Here is a 19739-nt window from a genome sequence, read left to right as displayed (position 1 = left end):
GTCCGACTCCCCAGTCGTACGGGCAGCACCCTTCACCTGCCGTCCGTCGCGCCCCCGTCCCCACGGGGTACGACAGGCCGATGTCCCGGCCCGGACCGCTCTTCCGGGCCCGGGGCGCCGCTCAGCGCCCCAGCATCACGCCCACGGACGACGCCTGTGCCGCCACCTGATCGAAGCCTCCGAAGAGGAAGAGCAGGAGGGCGGCCAGGGGGAGCACCATGGCCGCGGCCACCAGTGGGTGGCGCGTGCCGGACTCATGGCCGTTGAACGCGAATGCCTTGCGTCCCTGCCGTGCGATGCCCGCCATGGTCCTCTCCCTGTCGTCTGCAGCGGCGGGCTCGTGACCTCGGGGGACGAGTGCGCCACCCGCCGCTTGTCTTCAACACTAGGCTCCGGAAGGGCTCCTGGCCTCATGCCCTCGTACCCCTTGGCGGGCCTCCAGGAGGATGACGAGGCCGGTCTCCGCCTACTCCCCTGGGTGGAGATCCCTCCCCCGTGATGGGGGTCTTCCCGGAGGGGATGACCGGAGGGTAGTGACTTCGCTCACTTCCGTCACTCCCCGCACACGCGTGTCTGCGCGCGGGGTGTTGGCGGTCCCGGCCGCCCGGGCCGGCCCGCCCCCCGCGGGGGAAGCCGCCCGGCGGTGCGGCACGGGCGCCAATCCCCTTGGGCGGAGGGGTGTTTGGGACGGCCGGCCGGGGGCAGGCGGGGGCGGATACGGGAGCTGTCACACCCTCAAGTGGCTTGCCCGTACTGACAATCGAATCCCCTGACGAGGGCGCGGCCTCTGAGCGCTCGTGCCGGATGGTCCGTAAGCTGTGCCAGGTCAACAGGACGACCGGTCAGCGGGGTGGACATGGCGATGATGCGGCTCCGGCGCGAGGACCCGCGTGTCGTCGGCTCGTTCAGACTGCACCGGCGACTCGGCGCCGGCGGCATGGGCGTGGTCTACCTCGGGTCCGACCGGCGCGGCCAGCGCGTGGCCCTCAAGGTGATCCGGCCGGACCTGGCCGAGGACCAGGAGTTCCGCTCGCGCTTCGCGCGCGAGGTGTCCGCCGCCCGCCGGATCCGCGGCGGCTGCACGGCGCGGCTGGTGGCCGCCGACCTGGACGCCGAGCGGCCCTGGTTCGCCACCCAGTACGTACCCGGCCCCTCGCTGCACGACAAGGTCGCCGAGGAAGGCCCCCTGACGGCCGCGCAGATCGCCGCGATCGGCGCCGCGCTCTCCGAGGGCCTGGTCGCCGTGCACGAGGCGGGGGTGGTCCACCGGGACCTGAAGCCCTCGAACATCCTGCTCTCCCCCAAGGGCCCCCGCATCATCGACTTCGGCATCGCCTGGGCCACGGGGGCCAGCACCCTCACCCACGTCGGCACCGCCGTCGGCTCCCCCGGCTTCCTCGCGCCCGAGCAGGTGCGCGGCGCCGCCGTCACCCCCGCCACGGACGTGTTCGCGCTCGGCGCCACCCTCGCCTACGCGGCGACCGCCGACTCGCCGTTCGGGCACGGCAGTTCCGAGGTCATGCTGTACCGCGTGGTGCACGAGGAGCCGCATCTGGTGGGGGTGCCCGACGCCCTCGCGCCGCTGGTCCGGGCGTGCCTGGCCAAGGATCCCGAGGAACGGCCGACCACGCTCCAGCTGTCGATGCGGCTCAAGGAGATCGCCGCCCGCGAGGCGCAGGGCCTGGGCGACGGGCGCCCGCCGGCGCAGCGGGCCCGCGTCGAGCGGCCCGCCGCCCGGCCCGCCGAGCGGGGCCCGGGCCAGGCGGACCGCAGCACGGAGCGCCGTACGGGCAGCGCCACGCCCGTCGCCCGGCCGCAGGGGCACCACGGCGGGCCCCCGTCGCGGCCCTCGTCGTCCCGCAACCCCGGCTCCACCGCCGGGCGGGCGGGAGGCCGCCCGGGACCCCGTACGACCGGCACCGGGCGCCGCCGCCCGTCGCGGCCGGACCCGAAGCTGCTGCGGCAGCGGCTGATCGTGTTCGTGGTGGTGACCCTGCTCGTGGCCCTGGGCATCGCCCTCGCGCAGAAACTCTGAGGGGGCGGCGCACCGTCCGGCGCGCCACCCCCTCCGTACGGTCCCTGACTACGCGCGGCCGCTGCCGGCCACGGCGTAGAACGCGACGGCCGCGGCCGCGCCCACGTTCAGCGAGTCGACGCCGTGGGCCATGGGGATGCGCACCCACTCGTCGGCGGCGACCAGCGCCTGGGTGGACAGCCCGTCGCCCTCCGCCCCCAGCATCAGCGCCACCCGCTCCAGGGTCTGCGGGGCGGCCACGTCGATCGGCGAGGCCTTCTCGTGCGGGGTCAGCGCGAGGAGCTTGAAGCCGGCCTCCCGGACCGAGTCCAGGCTCTTGGGCCAGGCCTCCAGGCGGGCGTAGGGGACGGAGAACACCGCGCCCATCGAGACCTTCACCGACCGGCGGTACAGCGGGTCCGCGCAGTCGGGCGACAGCAGCACGGCGTCCATGCCGAGGGCGGCGGCGCTGCGGAAGATCGCCCCGATGTTGGTGTGGTCGTTCACCGCCTCCATGACGGCCACCCGGCGGGCCGACGCCAGCAGCTCCTGCGCCGTGGGCAGCGGCTTGCGCTGCATCGAGGCGAGGGCGCCGCGGTGCACGTGGTAGCCGGTGACCCGCTCGGCTAGGTCGGGGCTGACGGCGTAGACCGGGGCGGGGAGCTCGTCGATGACGTCGCGCATGACGTCGACCCACTTGGCGGACAGCAGCATCGAGCGCATCTCGTACCCGGCGTCCTTGGCCCGCCTGATGACCTTCTCGCCCTCGGCGATGAACAGGCCCTCGGCGGGCTCGCGGCGGCGCCGGAGCTCGACGTCGGTCAGGCCCGTGTAGTCGCGCAGGCGCGGGTCGTCGGGGTCTTCGATGGTGATGAGATCAGCCACAGGGTGATACTGCCTTGTCCTGGGTGCGGTGCCAACGGCCTGTCAGGCGCCGGCGAGGGGGGCGTTGACGCGGACGACGTCGCCGATCACGATGACGGCGGGCGGACGGACCTCCTGCGCCTTGACCGTCTCGCCCACGGTCGCGAGGGTGGCGTCCACCCGGCGCTGGGCGGCGGTGGTGCCTTCCTGGACGACGGCGACGGGGGTGTCGGCGGAGCGGCCGTGGCGGACCAGGGCCTCGGCGATCAGGCCGATCTTGTCGACGCCCATGAGGATGACGATCGTCCCGGTGAGCTTGGCGAGGGCCGCCCAGTCGACGAGGGAGCGCGGGTCGTCCGGTCCGACGTGGCCGCTGACCACGGTGAACTCGTGCGCCACCCCGCGGTGGGTGACGGGGATCCCGGCGGCGCTCGGCACCGAGATGGAGCTGGAGATGCCGGGCACGACCGTGCAGGGGATGCCGTGCTCGGCGAGGGCCTGGAGCTCCTCCATGCCGCGGCCGAAGACGTACGGGTCCCCGCCCTTGAGCCGCACCACGGCCTTGCCGGCCTTGGCGTGCTCGATCAGGGCGTTGTTGATGGCCTCCTGGGCCATGAAACGGCCGTACGGGATCTTCGCGGCGTCGATGACCTCGACGTGCGGCGGAAGCTCGTCGAGCAGGTCGCGGGGGCCGAGCCGGTCGGCGATGACCACGTCGGCCTCGGCCAGCAGGCGGCGGCCGCGCACGGTGATCAGGTCCGGGTCGCCGGGCCCGCCGCCGACGAGGGCCACGCCGGGGACGCGGGGGCGGGCGGCGGTGAGGGAACCGTCGCGCAGCCCCTCGACGACGGCGTCGCGCACGGCGGCGGAGCGGCGCGGGTCGTTGCCGCTCAGCACGGCGACGGTGACGCCCTCCACGCGGCCGGTGGCCGGGGTCCAGGCGGTGGCGGCGTCGGCGTCGTCGGCGCGCACGCACCAGACGCGGCGGCTCTCGGCCTCGGCGGAGGCCGCGTCGTTGGCGGCCCGGTCCCGGGTGGCGATCAGCGCGTACCAGGCACCGTCGAGGTCGCCGTCCTGGTAGCGGCGGCGCTCCCAGCGGATCTCGCCGGTCTCCGCCATCGCGTCCACGGAGGGGGTCGCGGAGGGGGAGACGAGCAGGACGTCGGCACCGGCGGCGATCAGCGCGGGGAGGCGGCGCTGGGCGACCTGCCCGCCGCCGATGACGACGACGCGGCGCCCTGCCAGACGGAGTCCTACGGGGTAGGCGGGGTGTGCCGGGTTTGCCATGGCGGTTGCGGCTCCTGATGCGGCGGGGTCTGGTCGGCGGGGCCGCTGCTGCGCTGGAGCGGCGTGACGGGCACGCAGTGCGGGGCGCCCGTCCGGGACCACGATACGACCCGCCGGCTCCGACGGTACCTGCGGGGGCGAACTTCGGACGGGAGGTTTCGGCTGGTCGGGGTGGGGGTGGGATCCCCACTGGAACGAGGACCGCGTAGCGATCCGTTGCGCCTGGGTGGGCCGCAGGGCGCTGTGGTCGGTGTTCGGTGCGGGTAGCAGCGCCCCTGCACCGGGAACTCAGGCGCAGAGGGCCCGGAATGCCCGGCTGGCCGGGGCAACGCCCCCTCGCCCAGCCCTGACGGGCCCGCCGCTCCCCCTCTGGGCCGTGCCGTTCCTTTGGGGGCTTCCCCGGAAACCCCCGAACCAGCCCTGAGACCGCCCAGCAGGCACCCCGCTCCCCCGCCCACCGGACCCGCACCCGGGGAGGCGGGTGGGCAACCACCGCCCCGCCCCCGGTGGGTCGAGGGGGAGATGGCGGGCCCGCACCGTGGCCGCGTACGGCAAAGCCCCCGCCCCCCGTTGAGCGGGGCGGGGGCTCAGGCCGGTGCCGGGGCTACTTCTCCGTGACTCCCGCCGAGTCGAACGTGGCCACCTCGTGCATTGCGCGGGCCGCGCTCTGGATCAGGGGGAGGGCCAGGAGGGCGCCCGTGCCCTCGCCGAGGCGGAGGTCCAGGTCGACCAGAGGGCGCAGGCCGAGCTTGTTGAGGGCGGCCACGTGGCCCGGTTCCGCGCTGCGGTGGCCCGCGATGCACGCCGACAGGGACTCGGGGGCGATGGCGCGGGCCACCAGGGCGGCCGCGCCCGCGCTCACGCCGTCGAGGATGACCGGCGTGCGCAGGGAGGCTCCGCCGAGCAGCAGGCCGACGATCGCCGCGTGCTCCAGGCCGCCGATGGCCGCCAGGACGCCGATCGGGTCGTTCGGGTCGGGCTGGTGGAGCTCCAGGGCGCGGCGTACGACGTCGACCTTCCGCGCGTGCGTCTCGTCGTTGATGCCCGTGCCGCGGCCCGTCACCTCGGACGGGTCGACCCCCGTGAAGACGGAGATCAGCGCCGCGGACACCGTGGTGTTCGCGATGCCCATCTCACCCGTGAGGAGCGCCTTGTTGCCCGCCGCGACCAGGTCGCGGGCCGTCTCGATGCCGACCTCGATGGCGGCGATGGCCTCCTCGCGGGTCATCGCCGGCCCGGTCGACAGGTCGGCCGTGCCCGGGCGGACCTTGCGCGGCAGCAGCCCCGGGGTGGCGGGGAGGTCCCCGGCCACGCCGACGTCGATGACGCAGACCTCGGCGCCGACCTGGTTGGCGAAGGCGTTGCAGACCGCCCCGCCGCCCAGGAAGTTGGCCACCATCTGCGTGGTGACCTCCTGGGGCCACGGGGTGACGCCCTGGGCGTGGACACCGTGGTCGCCGGCGAAGATCGCGACGGCGGCCGGCTCGGGGATCGGCGGCGGGCAGACCCGGGAGAGGCCGGACAGCTGAGCGGAGATGATCTCCAGCATGCCCAGGGCCCCGGCGGGCTTGGTCATGCGCTTCTGCCGCTCCCAGGCCTCGCCGAGCGCCTTCGCGTCGAGCGGGCGGATGCTGGCGACGGTCTCGGAGAGCAGGTCGTGCGGGGCCTCGCCGGGCAGCGCGCGGCGCCCGTACGTCTCCTCGTGGACGACCCAGGCCAGCGGACGGCGCTGCGACCAGCCCGCCTGGGCCAGTTCGGGCTCGTCGGGGAACTCGTCCACGTACCCGACGCACAGGTACGCGACGACCTCCAGGTGCTCCGGCAGGCCCAGCGCGCGGACCATCTCGCGCTCGTCGAAGAAGCTGACCCAGCCGACGCCGAGGCCTTCGGCGCGGGCGGCGAGCCACAGGTTCTCGACGGCGAGGGCGGAGGAGTACGGGGCCATCTGCGGCTGGGTGTGCCGGCCGAGGGTGTGGCGGCCGCCGCGCGTCGGGTCGGCGGTGACGACGATGTTCACCGGGGTGTCGAGGATGGCCTCGATCTTCAGTTCCTTGAACTGCTTGGCCCGGCCCTTGGGCAGCGACTTGGCGTAGGCCTCGCGCTGCTTCTGGGCGAGTTCGTGCATCGTCCGGCGGGTCTCGGCGGAGCGGATGACGACGAAGTCCCACGGCTGCGAGTGGCCGACGCTGGGCGCGGTGTGGGCGGCCTCGAGGACGCGCAGCAGCACCTCGTGCGGGATGGGGTCGGTACGGAAGCCCTTGCGGATGTCGCGGCGCTCGCGCATGACGCGCAGCACTGCCTCGCGCTCGGCGTCGTCGTACGCCGGGGCCGGTTCGCCCGCGGCGGGCTCCGCCGGCGGGGCCTCGGCCTCGGCGGGGGCGGGCTCGGCGGCCTCCGCGGCGGCCGGCTCGGGGGCCTCGGCGGGCTGCACGGGCTCTACGGGCTCGGGCTGCGCTCCGGCCGGCTCGGGGGCCTCGGGCGCGGCCTGGGCCACCGTTTCCGCGGGGGTCTGCTCGGCGGGCTCGGCCGGAGCCTGCGGGTCGGCCGGGGCCTCGGCCGGCTCGGCGGCCTGCGCCGGCTCGACGGGCTCCGGAGCCTCGGGCGCGGCTTCGGCCGGTGCCTGGGGCGCGGCTGCGACGGCGACGGCCTCGGCGGCTGCGGGAGCCGCGGGGGCCCCCTCGGCGGCCGGGGCGGCCTCCGGCGACGGCTCGGCGGGGGCGGCGGCTGCCGGGGCGGCCGGCTCCACCGTCCACGGCGTCCCGGCCTGCGGCGGGACCTCCCCGGGCTGCGGGGCGGCGGCCGGCTGGTCCAGGTACTCGGGGGCGGCGGCGTCCGGGGCGACCTGCGCGGCCTCGGCGGCCGGAGCGGGGGCCTCGGGCGCCGGGGCGGCCTCAGCGGGCGGGGCAGCGGCCTCCGCGGGGGCGGCGGCCTCCGCGGGCTCAGCCGGAGCGGCAGCCGGGACGGCGTCAGGGGCCACGGCAATGGCCTCGGGAGCCGGAGCGGCAGCCTCAGGCGCCGGAGCAGCCTCAGGCGCCGGAGCGGCAGCCTCCGCGGCCGGTGCAGCGGCATCGGCAGCGGGTGCCTCTGCAGCCGGAGCCTCGGCAGCAGGCGCCTCGGCAGCAGTGCCCTCAACCACCGGGGCCTCAGCCGCCGGAGCAACGTCCACCGCCTCGGCAGCCGGAGGCGCCTCGGCAGCCGGCGCCGCCTCGGGGGCTGCCACCGGCTCCGCCGTCACGGCGACGGGCTGCGCCGGCACGGCGGCCGCAGCGGCCTGGGGCGCGGCGGGCGTCACCGGCGCCGCCGGCGCGGCGGCCGGCCCCCGGTCCGCGAGGGAGCGTACGACTCCCCCGGTGGCGTCGGGCATCGGCGGGCCCATGTGCAGCGGCCGGCGCGGCGGCATGACGGGAGCGGCGGGCGGGACCTGCGCGGCGGGCGGGGCCACCAGGCCACCCAGGTCCAGGGAGCCGGAGTCGCGGCCGCCGGCCTCGTGCGCGCCCGCACTGTAGGCGGCGGGCTCGGCGAAGGAGGCGGGGAAGCCCGCATCGGGGAAGCCGGGCGCGGGCTGTCCGGGCGCCGGGTACCCGGCCTCGGGGTAGCCCTGTTCCTGGAAGCCGAGGTGCCCGGGCTCGGGGTAGCCGCCGGCGGGGGGCTGCGGGTACTCGGTGAAAGCGGGCTCCGCCGGGAAGTCGCCCTGGAAGCCGTTCGGGAAGTCGTTCTGGAACTCACCCGGGAAGGCCGGCGCCGGCGGCACCACCTGCGGGTCGCTCCAGGAGCCCTGCCCGTGGCCGCTCGGCATCAGCAGCAGTTCGTCGTCCTCGGCCTCGGCCGGGTCGTCCACGAGGTCCTGGAAGGCGTAGCCCGCGGGGGCCTGGGGCGGCATCGGGGGCAGGGGCGGCATCTGCGGGACCGGAGCGGGCGTGCCCTGCTGATCCACCATGCCCGTGTTGTCCGGGTGACCCTCGCCCGGGACCTGGCCGGTGTCAGTCATGCGTACCCCTCGCCCATCGGTGTTGCCTCTTCGATCGCCCGGTCGCCCACAGGGCCCGCCGTGCGGAACATGCCGTGCGGCGTTGCCGCGCCGTACGACGCCTCGCGTACGCACGCACGACAACTCCTGAGCATTGTCGCGCTCGTCGGCCGTCGTGTCGGCCAGAAACCGGCACCGTCCGCTGTGGACTGCGCCACGTCGCGCGTCCACCAGTCGTCCACCAGGGCGGTACGACGATCGGCCAGCCTACCCCGGGCTCCGCGCTAGCGGTTCACGGGGCGTTCGGCTGCCAGCAGGAACACCACGGAACGCTCCTGTTCCGCCCAGGTCCGGGTGTCGAGGCCGACGGACTGGAGCAGCGCGCACTCGACGGCGTACCCGTGTCCGGTGAGGGCGCGTCCGATGGCCTCGGCCTCGTCGCGCGTGGAGGCGTGGCTGACGATCCGTTCGGGACGCCGCTCGGCGACGGCCGCGACGACCGCGGCCCCGCCGCCGCCGACCCGTACGACGTCGGGTTCGGGCAGGTTCTCCAGGACGTGCGGTGCCCGGCCGGGGACGACCTGGATCTGGACACCGCGCCCCCGGGCGGCGGCCGTTACGCGCTCGCAGGCGCGGGGGTCGGCGTCGACGGCGATGACGGCGGCGCCGAGGGCGGCGGCGTCCACGGCGAGGGCTCCGGAGCCGGCTCCGATGTCCCAGACGAGGTCTCCCGTGCGGGGGCCGAGCCGGGCGAGCTGGGCGGCGCGCAGCTGCGCGGACTCCCCCTCCCCCGGGGGCCGTTCGGCGGGGGCGTCCTGCGGGCGGGCCCAGCCGCGTACGGGGGCGAGGCCGTGGCTCTGGCCGAGCAGCCAGCCGGGGTCGGCGCCGGCGGGGGCCTGGCCGGCGCCGCCGATGACGATGACCACGTTGGGGTCGCGCCAGGTGTGGTCGGCGGCGGCGTCGGAGGTGAGGACGGTGACGCGCTCCCGGTCGGTGCCCAGTTCCTCGCAGATGACGAAGGTGCGGTGGATCCCCTCCAGGAGCAGGGCGAGTTCCGCGGGGCCGGCTCCGGGTGAGGTGAGGACGGCGACCTTGGTGTGGGCGCGGCAGACGTTGACGGCGCGGCGCAGGGTGCGGGGGTGGGCCACGACGACCTGGGCGTCGTCCCAGGGCATGCCGGCGCGGGCGAAGGCGGCGGCGACGGCGGAGACGGCCGGGACGACCTCCACCTCCAGGCCGTGTTCCGGGGCGCGCAGGGTGCGTACGACGCCGAAGAAGCCGGGGTCCCCGTCGGCGAGGACGACGGCGGTGCCGCGGTGGCCGGCGATGCGGCGGGCGGCGAGGCCGAGGCTGCCGAGGCGGATGCGTTCGGCGCCGGGCGGGACTTCGGGGAGCGCGAGGTGGTGGGCGGCTCCGGCCACGAGGGTGGCGGCGGAGAGCGCGGAGCGGGCGGCGGCGGTGAGGGGGGAGCCGTCCCAGCCGATCACCGTGACCCGGTCGGCCATCGTCGTCGGTCTCCTGGGGTGGGGGTGGGGGGCGTCGTGGGCGCCGTCCGTCGGCGCCCTGGGCGTCGTACGGGGTGCCGCCGACGCCGGGGGCTGGCTCTCTCGACGCCGTACGCCGGTGCCGCCGGCGTCTTCGGCGTGTCCCGTCGGCGTCGTGGTCGGCGTCGTCGGGCGGGCAGGGTGAGACTACCTGGTCATCGGGTCAGCGCCGGTCGGCGCCGACGGCGTAGCCGTGCGCGTCGGCGCGCTGCCGCAGGGGGTACCCGTCGTCGTGGCCGGGGCGTCCGGCGGGGCCGGGGCTGGCGTGGCGGCTCTCGTAGGCGTCGTATTCGTCGGCCTCGTCGAGGTCCTCGGGGACCAGGCTCCAGACGATGAGGTCGGTGCGGGTCTCGGCCCAGCTGCCGTCGGCCGCCTGGGTCCGCACTATCCACGCGTTGCGCAGGACGCCTTCGCTGATGCAGCCGATCTTCTGGGCGACCTGCTGGGAGGCGGTGTTGTCCGCCGCCGTGCGCAGTTCGAGTCTCTCGAAGCCCTGGTCGCGCAGGAGCCACTGGGCGACGGCGAGGACGGACTCGCTGGCGTAGCCCTCGCCGCGGGCCCAGGGGGCGGTGACGTAGCCGACCTCGCTGGTGCGGGTGCGCCAGTTGGTGTTCCGGAGGTGGACGATGCCCACGAGGCGCTGGGTGAGGAACTCGGTGACGGCGAAGACGATGCCGCGGCCCTCGGTGCGCTCGGTGTGGGAGTGCACGGTGGCCCAGGCGTGGGCGTCTGCGCGGGTGTAGGGGTGCGGTACCGAGGTCCAGGCGGTGATGTGCTCGTCGTTCATCATCTCGGCGAGCGCGGTGACGTCGTCCTCCTCGAAGGGGCGCAGCACCAGCCGGTCCGTGCTGATGGTGACGTCCGGGAAGGTGGTAGTCATGCGCAGCTCCATGCCTGGGGACCGTGGTCGGGACCGTTCGTACGGGACCGTTCGTGCGGGTCGTAGGCCTCAGCATGCAGCATCGGCCGGGGGATGTGCAGGGCCGGGCCGCCCGGAGGCGGGCGTCCCCGGGAAGCCCGCGGCCCCGCGCGCCCGAGGGGGTGCGCGGGGCCGGGAAGCCGGCGTCCGCCAGGCGGTGTGGGGTCAGGCGCCCGGGGTGCCGAAGGCCGGGACGACCGAGCCCTGGTACTTCTCCTCGATGAACTTCTTGACGTCGTCGGAGTTCAGGAGCTTGGCGAGCTTCTGGATCCGCGGGTCGTTCTGCCGGCCGTCCTTGACCGCCAGGAAGTTGGCGTAGGGGTTGCCCTCGGCCTTCTCGAGGACCAGGGCGTCCTTGGCGGGCGAGAGCTTGGCCTCCAGGGCGTAGTTGCCGTTGATGACGGCGGCGTCGACGTCGTTCAGGGCGCGCGGGACCGTGGCGGCCTCCAGCTCCTTGAACTCCAGGCCCTTCTTGTCGGTGATGTCGGACAGCTTGGCGCTGGTGCCGACGCCCTCCTTGAGGGTGATCAGGTTGTTGGCGGCGAGCAGCTGGAGCGCGCGGCCCTCGTTGGTGGTGTCGTTGGGGACGGCGACGGTCTGGCCCGGCTTGATGTCCGAGAGGGCCTTGACCTTCTTGGAGTAGAGGCCGAGGGGCTCCAGGTGGACGTTCACGACGGGCACGATGTGCGTGCCGTTCTTCTTGTTGAAGTCGTCGAGGTACGGCTTGTGCTGGAAGTAGTTGCCGTCGACCTGGCCCTGTTCGGTGGCGGTGTTGGGCAGGACGTAGTCCGTGAACTCCTTCACCTCCAGCTTGAGGCCGTCCTTGGCCGCCAGCTTGTCCTTGACGAAGTTCAGGATGTCGGCGTGCGGGCTCGGGGAGGCCGCGATGACCAGCGGCTTGCTCTCGTCGACCTTGCCGCCGTCGGTCTTGGCGGCCGTGGAGGGGTCCGAGGAGCTGCCGCAGGCGGTGAGGCCGAGGGCGAGCGCGGCGGTGGCGGCGGCGATGGCGGTGAGCTTGGTGTTCTTGCGCACGAAGAGTGCCTTTCTTGCTTTTTCCGGGTGGTGGCCCAAGCACGACAAGTGCGGGCTCTGGGGGTGGGGAGGTTCGGTTCCGGTGAGGAAGGTCCGCTCAGGCTGTACGGCCGCGGCGGGCGAGGACGCGTACCACGCCGTCGCCGATCAGCTGGATCACCGTGACGAGGGCGATGAGGACGGCCACGGTGGCGACCATGAAGCCGGTCTCGAAGCGCTGGAAGCCGTAGGTGATGGCCTTGGAGCCGAGTCCTTCGCCGCCGACGGCGCCGGCCATGGCGGAGTAGCCGACCAGGGTGATCACGGTGGTGGTGACCGCGGCGACCAGCGAGGGCAGGGCCTGCGGGAGCAGCACCTTGCCGACGAGGGTGGGGATGCCGCCGCCCATGGACTCGACGGCCTCGATCAGGCCGTGGTCCACCTCGCGGACGGCCGTCTCGACGAGGCGGGCGAAGAAGGGGATGGCGCCGATGGCGAGCGGGACGATCATGGCGGTGGGGCCGATGAAGGTGCCGACGACGGCGGTGGTGACCGGGATCAGGAAGATCAGCAGGATGATGAACGGCAGCGAGCGGCCCATGTTCACGATCACGCCGATGACCTTGTTGAGCGGCTGGTTCTGCAGCAGGCCGCCCTTGTCGGTGAGGACGAGGAGGATGCCGAGGGGCAGTCCGCCGAGGACGGTCACCAGGGTGGACCACAGCACCATGTAGAGGGTGTCGTAGGTGCCCTGGGTGAGCAGGGGCTGCATTTCGGACCAGGTCACTTGGCACCGTCCTTGACGAGTGCGGCGATCTCGGAGTCGAGGTCCGAGTCGTCGTCGACGAGGTCGACTTGGAGGCCCTGCTCGCGCAGGAAGCCGACGGGCACGACGTTGTCCTCGTAGCGGCCGGGCAGCTCGATGCGCATCCGGCCGATCTGGCGGCCGGCGACGGTGTCCATCGCGGCGCCGAGGATCGAGATGTCGATGTTGTACGTGCGGGAGAGCTGGGAGATGACCGGCTGGGTGGCGGCCTCGCCGTGGAAGGTGACGTCGACGACGGTGTGGTCGGGGCCGGTGGCGGTGCCGCTGACCGGGAAGAGTTCGCCGGCGAGCTCGGAGCCCGGGGTGGCGAGCAGCTCGGCGACGGTGCCGGATTCGACGATCCGGCCGCGCTTCATGAGCGCGGCGGAGTCGCAGACGGTCTTGACGACGTCCATCTCGTGCGTGATGAGCAGGACGGTCAGTCCGAGCCGGCGGTTGAGGTCGCGCAGCAGCTGGAGGATGGAGCGGGTGGTCTCGGGGTCGAGGGCGCTGGTGGCCTCGTCGGAGAGGAGCACCTTGGGGTCGCCGGCCAGGGCGCGGGCGATGCCGACGCGCTGCTTCTGGCCGCCCGAGAGCTGGCTGGGGTAGGCCTTGGCCTTGTCGGCGAGGCCGACGAGGTCGAGGAGTTCCAGGGCCTTGCGGGAGCGCTCGCGGCCGGAGACGCCGAGGATCTCCAGGGGCAGCTCGATGTTGGCCTGGACGGTGCGCGAGGACAGCAGGTTGAAGTGCTGGAAGACCATGCCGATGCGGCTGCGGGCTTCGCGCAGTTCCTTTCCGGCGCGCCGGCCGCGGCCGGCGAGGGCGGTGAGCTCGACGCCGTCGACGGTCACGGTGCCGCTGGTGGGGCGCTCGAGGAGGTTCACGCAGCGGATCAGGGAGGACTTGCCGGCGCCGCTCTGGCCGATGACTCCGTAGACCTCGCCCTCGCGGACGTGCAGGTCGACGCCGTCCAGGGCGGTGACCTCGCGGCCACGGGACTGGTAGACCTTCGTGAGGCCCGATGTGGTGATCACAGGATTTCCGTCGCTGTCGAGTGCACGGGGTGCGGATGCCGTGCACGGGGCGAACATCTGGGGACGCGATACGGGGCGAACCGTCACAAAATGATGGTGTCGACGCGTGCGCGGGGCAGGAGCGGTCCGGACCGGGGGTCAGTCGGCGGTGACGGCCGACCGGGGTGGCGGCGGAGTCGCTCGGCGGGTCTCGCTTCGGGGCGCGAGACGGCGGGAAGGGGCCCTCAGAAGGCGCGCATTCGACACATACAACGAGCACCGGGCGTCATCGTCGCCTCGGTCGCAAGGGTGCGGCTGCTCGTCGTGGTCATGGGCCCCAGTAAAGCAGACCGGGCGGCTCACCGATCAATGATGTCCGGATAGCGGACAGAAAGCGGTCGCATCCCGGACGGCACCGGGCACCCTCGGCCCTGCGCCTCCAGGGTGACGCCGGCCTCTCCGGCCAGTCCTGGCACGGCCGGGAGGTCCCTGACGACCACGTCGGCGGCGCAGTCGGCGGCCGGGTGCGCTGTGGCCAAGGCCACGGTCCGCATGTCGGCCGCCCGGCTCCGCGCCTTCCGGGGAAGCCCGGGCGAGGGGCGGACGCATCGGGTCTCCGGGCCCGTAATACCCTCGCTGCATGCTCGACGCCCTGACGGTCGCCATCGGCGCGGCCGCACTCGCCCTCGCCGTCTGGTGCGGCCACGCCGCATGGCGGGACCAGCCGACCAAGGACTGGCACTTCATCGGCATGGCCGTGGTGACCGTGCTGGTCCTGGCGCAGCTGGTGATCGGCCTGGTCCAGCTGGGCCGGGGCGAGAAGCCCGGACAGGGCACGGTGATCTTCGTGGCCTACCTGCTGGGCGCCTTCGCGGCGGTCCCGGCGGCCGGGTTGCTCTCGCTGACCGAGCGCACCAAGTGGGGCTCGGTCACGGTGGCCGCGGGTGCGGTCGTCCTCGCCGTCCTGGAAGTACGGCTCTACGACATCTGGGGAACCGCCGGTGCCTGACACGACGACCGCCCCGCCCGCCGGGCGCAAGCGACTGGTCTCCGGTCCGGGGCTGCTGCTGGTGTGGCTCTACGGGGTCATGGTGGTGGGCGCGCTGTCGCGCTCGGTCTACGAGATCTCCACCGGCTTCGGCCGGGCGCCGCTGGCGTACTCGCTGTCGGCGGCCGCGGCCGTGGCGTACGCCTTCATCACGTACTCGCTGGTGCGCGGCGGGGAGAGGGCGCGCAGGGCGGCGCTGGTGTGCTGCGGCGCCGAGCTGGCCGGTGTGCTGGCCGTCGGCACGTGGACGCTCGTGCGGCCCGAGGCCTTTCCCGACTCGACCGTGTGGTCGCAGTTCGGGATGGGCTACCTCTTCATCCCGGTCGTCCTGCCGGTCACGGGCATGCTCTGGCTGCGGTCCAGGCGCCAGGGCGCCTAGAGCGGGCATTGATCCGTGTACGGGGGCGGCCGCCGGGCGGGCGGCGCGCCCCCGTCGCCGGGGGCTACGCGCTGACGGCGAAGTCGGCGGGCCGGGCTTCCTTCTCCAGGATCACCAGGTGCACGCCGTCGGAGGCGGTGCGGTTGCCGACCTGCGCGTAGCCGGCCTTGCGGTAGAGCCGCAGGTTGGACTCGCTCTTGTGACCGGTGTGGAGGCGGAAGCGGGTCGTGCCGCCGCGGCCGGACAGGGCCTCCTCGACGCCGCGCAGCAGCCGGGCGCCGAGGCCGTGGCCCTGCAGCCGGGGGTGTACGCACAGCTTGGCGATGCTCGCCGTGCCGTCCTCGCCGACGCTGCCGCGCACCGCGCCCACCACCTCGTCGCCGAGCCGGGCCACCAGGACGGTGTCCGAGGCGAGCTCCGCCTTCAGGGAGTCCAGTGACTGGGTGAGCGGCTGGATGAGGTAGTTGCCGTACAGCTCGGCCTCCCGCTGGAACGCCAGATACTGCAGCTTGAAGATCTGCTCGGCGTCTTCGGCGGCCGCCGCCGAAATGGTCACGCTCATGCCCATGTGCGCATGCCTCCCGCTCACCTGGTGGCTCTCCGGTCTACCGCTCCTTTCCCCACGGGCCAGGAACCGCAACCTCTGAAGCCAGCATTCTGCGCAGACATCCCAGGCAACGGGAACGTACCGGCCCCAAACTTCCTTGTGAGATACCCAACTCTCCTGCGATTTCACGGTAAGTGAGGTCTCGGGGCGAGAGAAGGGCGGCCAACAGCTCCGGACAGCGTCCCGGCAATCGGGCGACCGCCGATCGGAGGGCACGGTTCTCCTCGCCGTGCAGCAGGGCGTCTTCGGGCTCGCCGCCCGCGTCGGCGGGAGTGGGGGCGGGCCTTCCGCCGTACGGGACCTCGTGCCGCGCCCGCCGCCGGGCGAGCCGGGCCTCGGCGCGCACCGCGCGCCGCAGCCAGCGGGCGCGGCCGGTGGGGTCGGGGGCGCGCGGGCCGCGCTCCAGCAGCCGCACCCAGACGGCTTGTTCCAGGTCGGCGGCTTCCACTCCGGCGGCCGGGGCCTCCGCGGCGGCCTCGGCGGAAAGCAGCGGGCCCAGTTCGTCGAGCAGGTGGGGTTCCTGTATCAGGTCCATGCCGGGCGGGACGCGGGTGCCGGGCCGGGCGGTTTCCCCGCCGGGCCCGGCCCACCCGTTCGGGGCCGGCGGCCTAGCGGTTGACGCCGCGTCCGGGGCGGAAGTCCTCCGCCGCGAGCAGTCCGGTGTCCGGGTTGTCGGTGAAGATGCCGTCGATGCCCAGTTCGAAGTACCTGCGGAAGGCGCCGAACGCGTCCCCGTAGGCGGCCGGGTCGGATCCCTTGCGGTACTCGGCCGGCAGGAAGCTGTTCTCGTTGCGCGCGGTGTAGGGGTGCAGCACCAGGCCCCGGGCGTGGGCGTCGCGGACGAGGGTGGTCGGGGTGCCGAGCTTGCCGGCCGCGTCGCGCGGCACGATCAGGTCGAGGGTGGGGCCGATGCCCTGGGCGAAGCCGGCGATCCACCGGAGCCCCTCGGGCTTGACCAGGTCCGCGACGGTACGGGGGTCCTTGGCCGCCTCGAAGTCCCAGGGCCGGGTGTTCGCGGCGGAGAGCAGCACCACGCGCGGGGCGGACACCAGGCGGGAGAGCCGCTGGAGGCTGGAGGGCTCGAAGGACTGGAGGAACACGGCGGCGTCGCGGCCGTCGCGGCCGTAGCGGCGCAGCAGCCGGGCGAGGGGCTCCTCCAGGCCGAGGCCCAGCCCTCTGAAGTAGCTGGGGTGCTTGGTCTCCACGTGGAGCCAGATCCGCTTGTCGCGCAGCCGGCCCTCGCGGTCGGCCCAGCGCAGCACCTCTTCGAAGGTGGGGACGGCCCACCGGCCGTCGTAGAGGGTGCCCCGCTGGCGGACGGCGGGGATACGTTCCTTCGCGCGCAGGGTCTTCAGCTCGGCGAGGGTGAAGTCCTCGGTGAACCAGCCCGTGACGGAGACGCCGTCGACGGTCTTGGTGGTGCGCCGGGAGGCGAACGCGGGGTGGTCGGCGACGTCGGTGGTGCCGCCGATCTCGTTCTCGTGGCGGCAGACGAGGTGGCCGTCCCTGGTGGGGACGAGGTCCTGTTCGATGACGTCGGCGCCGAGGTCGAGGGCCAGCTGGTACGAGCCGAGGGTGTGCTCGGGCCGGTAGCCGCTGGCGCCGCGGTGTCCGATGACCAGCGGGACGGGCAGGTCGCGGTAGCCGCCCTCGCCGTGTCCGCCGCGACCGCGTCCGTCGCCCCGGACGGCGTCGTCCCGTACACGGTCGGCGGCCGAGGCGGACCCCGCCGACAGGCCGGTGAGTCCGGTTCCGGCCGCCAGCGCGGCCGCCGCTCCCAGGACCGTGCGCCGCGCTGCCCCACCCTGTGTCATCAGTGCCTCTCCTCGCTGCGGACGGGCCCGCGGCCCCGGGATCTCCGGGGTGCGTGCGGCCCGGGCCGGCGTGCCGATGGTAGGCAGCGCCGGGTGGCGCGGGGGTGGGCCGCGTCCGAACATGGCGCAAACGCGTGTCAACACTGCGTATCCACCTCGTGAACCCGATGTGCGATCAGGGGTGACCCGCGAGTATCGTCCTCACCTGCACTACCGCCGTGTGGTGCGAAAGCCGCTTTTCGATGCCGGAGGGCTCACGTTGTTCCGTACCGCGCTCATCAAGGCCACTGTCGGATCGGCCATGCGCCTGATGTTCCGCACCAAGGTGGAGGGGCTCGACAACATCCCGGGGACCGGTCCGGTGATCCTGGCGGGCAATCACCTCACCTTCATCGACTCGATGATCCTGCCGCTGGTGTGCGACCGTACGGTCCACTTCATCGGCAAGGACGAATACGTGACGGGCAAGGGCCTCAAGGGCCGGCTGATGGCGTGGTTCTTCACCGGCGCGGGCATGATCCCGGTGGACCGGGACGGCGCGAACGGCGGCGTCGCCGCGCTGATGACGGGCCGCCGGATCCTCGAGGAGGGCAAGATCTTCGGGATCTACCCCGAGGGCACCCGCTCCCCCGACGGCCGGCTCTACCGCGGCCGGACCGGCATCGCCCGCCTCACCCTGATGACCGGTGCGCCGGTGGTCCCCTTCGCGGTGATCGGCACGGACAAGCTCCAGCCCGGCGGCGCCGGCATGCCGCGCCCGGGCCGGGTCACGATCCGCTTCGGCGAGCCGATGGAGTTCTCCCGCTACGACGGCATGGACCGCGACCGCTACGTGCTGCGCGCCGTCACCGACTCGGTGATGGCCGAGGTCATGCGGCTGTCGGGGCAGGAGTACGTGGACATGTACGCCACCAAGGCGAAGGCGGCCTGAACCGCGCTACTGCCGTTGCAGTGACCGGCTGACGCCCGCCGCCGTCGTGGTGGCGAGGACCCAGCCGGTCACGATCAGCAGGTACGACAGCCACTGGTACCAGCCCGCGGGCGCGAACGCCGACTCCTGGCCGAAGCCGATGATCGGCAGCATCAGGTCGAGGGTGTAGAAGAGCGGGTTGAACTCCGGAGCCTCCCCCGCCTTCAGGGCCGGGGGCGGCCGGAGCCCGTAGGCGACGGTCCCCGTCACCGTCAGGGCCAGCAGCCACGCCGCCGCGCGCAGCGGCCGGAACCCGTACCCGACGGTGACGTCCTGGAGCAGGCCCCACAGCCGCGTGTGCCGGGGCTGGGTGCGCCGGTGGCGGCGGAGTTTGGCCAGCTGGGCGGTACGGGCGCCCGCCTCGTCGCCGACGGTGCGGTAGGAGGCGGCCAACTGCTCGTAGGCGTACGGGAGGTAGCCGTCCTCCTCGCGTTCGAGCAGCGGCAGCCGGTCCTCGGCCGGCAGGTGCGGGTGCAGCAGCCGGTAGGTGAGCCCGTCGGTGCGGACCAGGGCGGGCCACACGGACGGCTCGGCCCACAGCAGGTCGAACTGGCTGCGGCGCAGGTTGACGATGCCGTCGATGGTGGGGGCCTTGCGCAGCCAGAACTCCCCCATGACGGCGGAGCTGACGCGCAGGGCCACGTCGCCGGGGTTGGACAGGGTCGCCCGGCTCAGTATCACCTGGCCGGGGACGCGGGCGCCGGTGAGGTTGACCAGGCCCTCGGCGTGCAGCCGGTTGCCACGTACGTCGCTGCCGACGGTCAGCGTCTCGGCGTGCAGGGCGATGCCGCCGGGGTTGAGGAGCCGGGCTCCGTCGAGGCTGATCTGGCCGGCGACGCCGGCTCCGTTGAGGCGGAACTGGCCGTGGACGGTGAGGCCGTCGGCCATGATGTCCGTGCCTATGTCGGCGTGGTTGAGCTGGAGCGGGGGTTCGTCCGCCTCGTCGGGCAGGGCCCCGGGCCGGATGACGGCCCCCTGGAGGAAGAGACCGCCGGCGATCTTCGCGCCCGCGAGCCGGACGGGGCCGTCGATGCGGCAGCCGGAGAGCCTGAGCACCACCTCGACGCGCACGGTGGCGGCCGTCAGGCCCGGCAGGGTGGAGTCCCCGAGCACGACGGCGCGCAGCTGGGCGCCGTACATCATGGGCTTGCGCTCGAACCAGCAGCCCCGCATCCGGATCGGGTGGTCCACGACCGCGTACTTCAGGTCGAGTTTGCCGGCGATCTTCGCGCCGTAGAGCTTGATCCCGGCGACGTGTCCCTCGTCGGCGGAGCCGGCGACCAGCAGGGCGCGCAGCACTTCCGCGCGAACGGTGCGCTCGGGCCCCCAGGTGCCCCCGTCGTGGGAGGTCTCCCCGGGGCCCTCGCGGAAGTCGACGGCCTCGCCGCGGGGGAAGGCGTCCCAGACGCGGCGTTCCGCGGCGCTCAACTCGGTGATCTCCATCGCCGGGATCGTGTCCCGGCCGTGATCACCGTGTCAACCCGGTCAACTCCCGCC

17 protein-coding genes are annotated in these 19739 nt (G+C 73.9%); 4 read left to right on the top strand and 13 right to left on the bottom strand.

The window, feature by feature from the left end:
- Nucleotides 1-121: 121 nt before the first annotated feature.
- A complete protein-coding gene (locus tag ACZ501_RS22475; protein ID WP_361611717.1) occupies nucleotides 122-307 on the bottom strand; it encodes a hypothetical protein in 186 nt (61 codons plus the stop codon).
- Nucleotides 308-856: 549 nt separating this feature from the next.
- On the opposite strand from ACZ501_RS22475, the gene ACZ501_RS22470 reads away from it, so the two are divergent.
- Nucleotides 857-2035 (top strand): serine/threonine-protein kinase, encoded by a 1179-nt coding sequence (locus tag ACZ501_RS22470; RefSeq protein WP_468797531.1) that lies wholly within the window; start codon nucleotides 857-859, stop codon nucleotides 2033-2035.
- A gap of 48 nt (nucleotides 2036-2083) precedes the next feature.
- On the opposite strand, the gene ACZ501_RS22465 is transcribed toward ACZ501_RS22470, so the two are convergent.
- The 8 genes from ACZ501_RS22465 to ACZ501_RS22430 form a co-directional block, all read right to left on the bottom strand.
- Nucleotides 2084-2899 (bottom strand): TrmH family RNA methyltransferase, encoded by an 816-nt coding sequence (locus ACZ501_RS22465; protein ID WP_267035793.1) that lies wholly within the window; start codon nucleotides 2897-2899, stop codon nucleotides 2084-2086.
- A gap of 42 nt (nucleotides 2900-2941) precedes the next feature.
- Nucleotides 2942-4165, bottom strand: coding sequence for a uroporphyrinogen-III C-methyltransferase (gene cobA / locus ACZ501_RS22460; protein WP_362466560.1), 1224 nt, complete (start codon nucleotides 4163-4165; stop codon nucleotides 2942-2944).
- A 604-nt stretch (nucleotides 4166-4769) separates the two neighbouring features.
- On the bottom strand, nucleotides 4770-8153 hold the full coding sequence (gene cobT, locus ACZ501_RS22455) for a nicotinate-nucleotide--dimethylbenzimidazole phosphoribosyltransferase (protein WP_468797528.1): 3384 nt from the start codon (nucleotides 8151-8153) through the stop codon (nucleotides 4770-4772).
- Between the two features lie 263 nt (nucleotides 8154-8416).
- Entirely contained in the window at nucleotides 8417-9637 is a 1221-nt protein-coding gene (gene cbiE / locus ACZ501_RS22450) for a precorrin-6y C5,15-methyltransferase (decarboxylating) subunit CbiE (RefSeq protein ID WP_361609838.1), read from the bottom strand.
- Between the two features lie 202 nt (nucleotides 9638-9839).
- Nucleotides 9840-10556 carry a GNAT family N-acetyltransferase gene (locus tag ACZ501_RS22445; RefSeq protein WP_361609837.1) on the bottom strand — a complete coding sequence of 239 codons (717 nt, stop codon included), beginning with the start codon at nucleotides 10554-10556 and terminating at the stop codon, nucleotides 9840-9842.
- Nucleotides 10557-10760: 204 nt separating this feature from the next.
- Nucleotides 10761-11627 (bottom strand): MetQ/NlpA family ABC transporter substrate-binding protein, encoded by an 867-nt coding sequence (locus ACZ501_RS22440; RefSeq protein WP_361609836.1) that lies wholly within the window; start codon nucleotides 11625-11627, stop codon nucleotides 10761-10763.
- A gap of 97 nt (nucleotides 11628-11724) precedes the next feature.
- Nucleotides 11725-12393, bottom strand: coding sequence for a methionine ABC transporter permease (locus ACZ501_RS22435; RefSeq protein WP_361609835.1), 669 nt, complete (start codon nucleotides 12391-12393; stop codon nucleotides 11725-11727).
- Nucleotides 12390-13445: a methionine ABC transporter ATP-binding protein gene (locus ACZ501_RS22430; protein WP_362465123.1), complete on the bottom strand. Its 1056-nt coding sequence runs from the start codon at nucleotides 13443-13445 to the stop codon at nucleotides 12390-12392. Before ACZ501_RS22430 ends, ACZ501_RS22435 begins: the two co-directional genes overlap by 4 nt.
- A 619-nt stretch (nucleotides 13446-14064) precedes the next feature.
- On the opposite strand from ACZ501_RS22430, the gene ACZ501_RS22425 reads away from it, so the two are divergent.
- Complete coding sequence (locus ACZ501_RS22425) at nucleotides 14065-14433, top strand: hypothetical protein (RefSeq protein WP_361609833.1); 369 nt, start codon at nucleotides 14065-14067, stop codon at nucleotides 14431-14433.
- Nucleotides 14426-14851, top strand: coding sequence for a hypothetical protein (locus ACZ501_RS22420; RefSeq protein ID WP_362465129.1), 426 nt, complete (start codon nucleotides 14426-14428; stop codon nucleotides 14849-14851). Before ACZ501_RS22425 ends, ACZ501_RS22420 begins: the two co-directional genes overlap by 8 nt.
- A 64-nt stretch (nucleotides 14852-14915) precedes the next feature.
- Here ACZ501_RS22420 and ACZ501_RS22415 read toward each other — a convergent pair whose 3' ends face one another.
- The 3 genes from ACZ501_RS22415 to ACZ501_RS22405 form a co-directional block, all read right to left on the bottom strand.
- Nucleotides 14916-15419 carry a GNAT family N-acetyltransferase gene (locus tag ACZ501_RS22415; protein ID WP_361609831.1) on the bottom strand — a complete coding sequence of 168 codons (504 nt, stop codon included), beginning with the start codon at nucleotides 15417-15419 and terminating at the stop codon, nucleotides 14916-14918.
- Nucleotides 15420-15456: 37 nt separating this feature from the next.
- Complete coding sequence (locus ACZ501_RS22410; RefSeq protein ID WP_468797525.1) at nucleotides 15457-15993, bottom strand: RNA polymerase sigma factor; 537 nt, start codon at nucleotides 15991-15993, stop codon at nucleotides 15457-15459.
- A gap of 73 nt (nucleotides 15994-16066) precedes the next feature.
- Nucleotides 16067-17272, bottom strand: coding sequence for a glycerophosphodiester phosphodiesterase (locus ACZ501_RS22405; RefSeq protein WP_468797523.1), 1206 nt, complete (start codon nucleotides 17270-17272; stop codon nucleotides 16067-16069).
- Between the two features lie 301 nt (nucleotides 17273-17573).
- Here ACZ501_RS22405 and ACZ501_RS22400 point away from each other — a divergent pair, with 301 nt between their 5' ends.
- Nucleotides 17574-18203 (top strand): lysophospholipid acyltransferase family protein, encoded by a 630-nt coding sequence (locus ACZ501_RS22400; protein ID WP_361609482.1) that lies wholly within the window; start codon nucleotides 17574-17576, stop codon nucleotides 18201-18203.
- A gap of 6 nt (nucleotides 18204-18209) precedes the next feature.
- On the opposite strand, the gene ACZ501_RS22395 is transcribed toward ACZ501_RS22400, so the two are convergent.
- Nucleotides 18210-19685, bottom strand: coding sequence for a translocation/assembly module TamB domain-containing protein (locus tag ACZ501_RS22395; RefSeq protein ID WP_361609484.1), 1476 nt, complete (start codon nucleotides 19683-19685; stop codon nucleotides 18210-18212).
- Between the last annotated feature and the right edge of the window lie 54 nt (nucleotides 19686-19739).

The organism is Streptomyces sp. NPDC034085, assembly GCF_055575555.1.
This window is presented reverse-complemented; position numbering and strand designations above follow the sequence as displayed.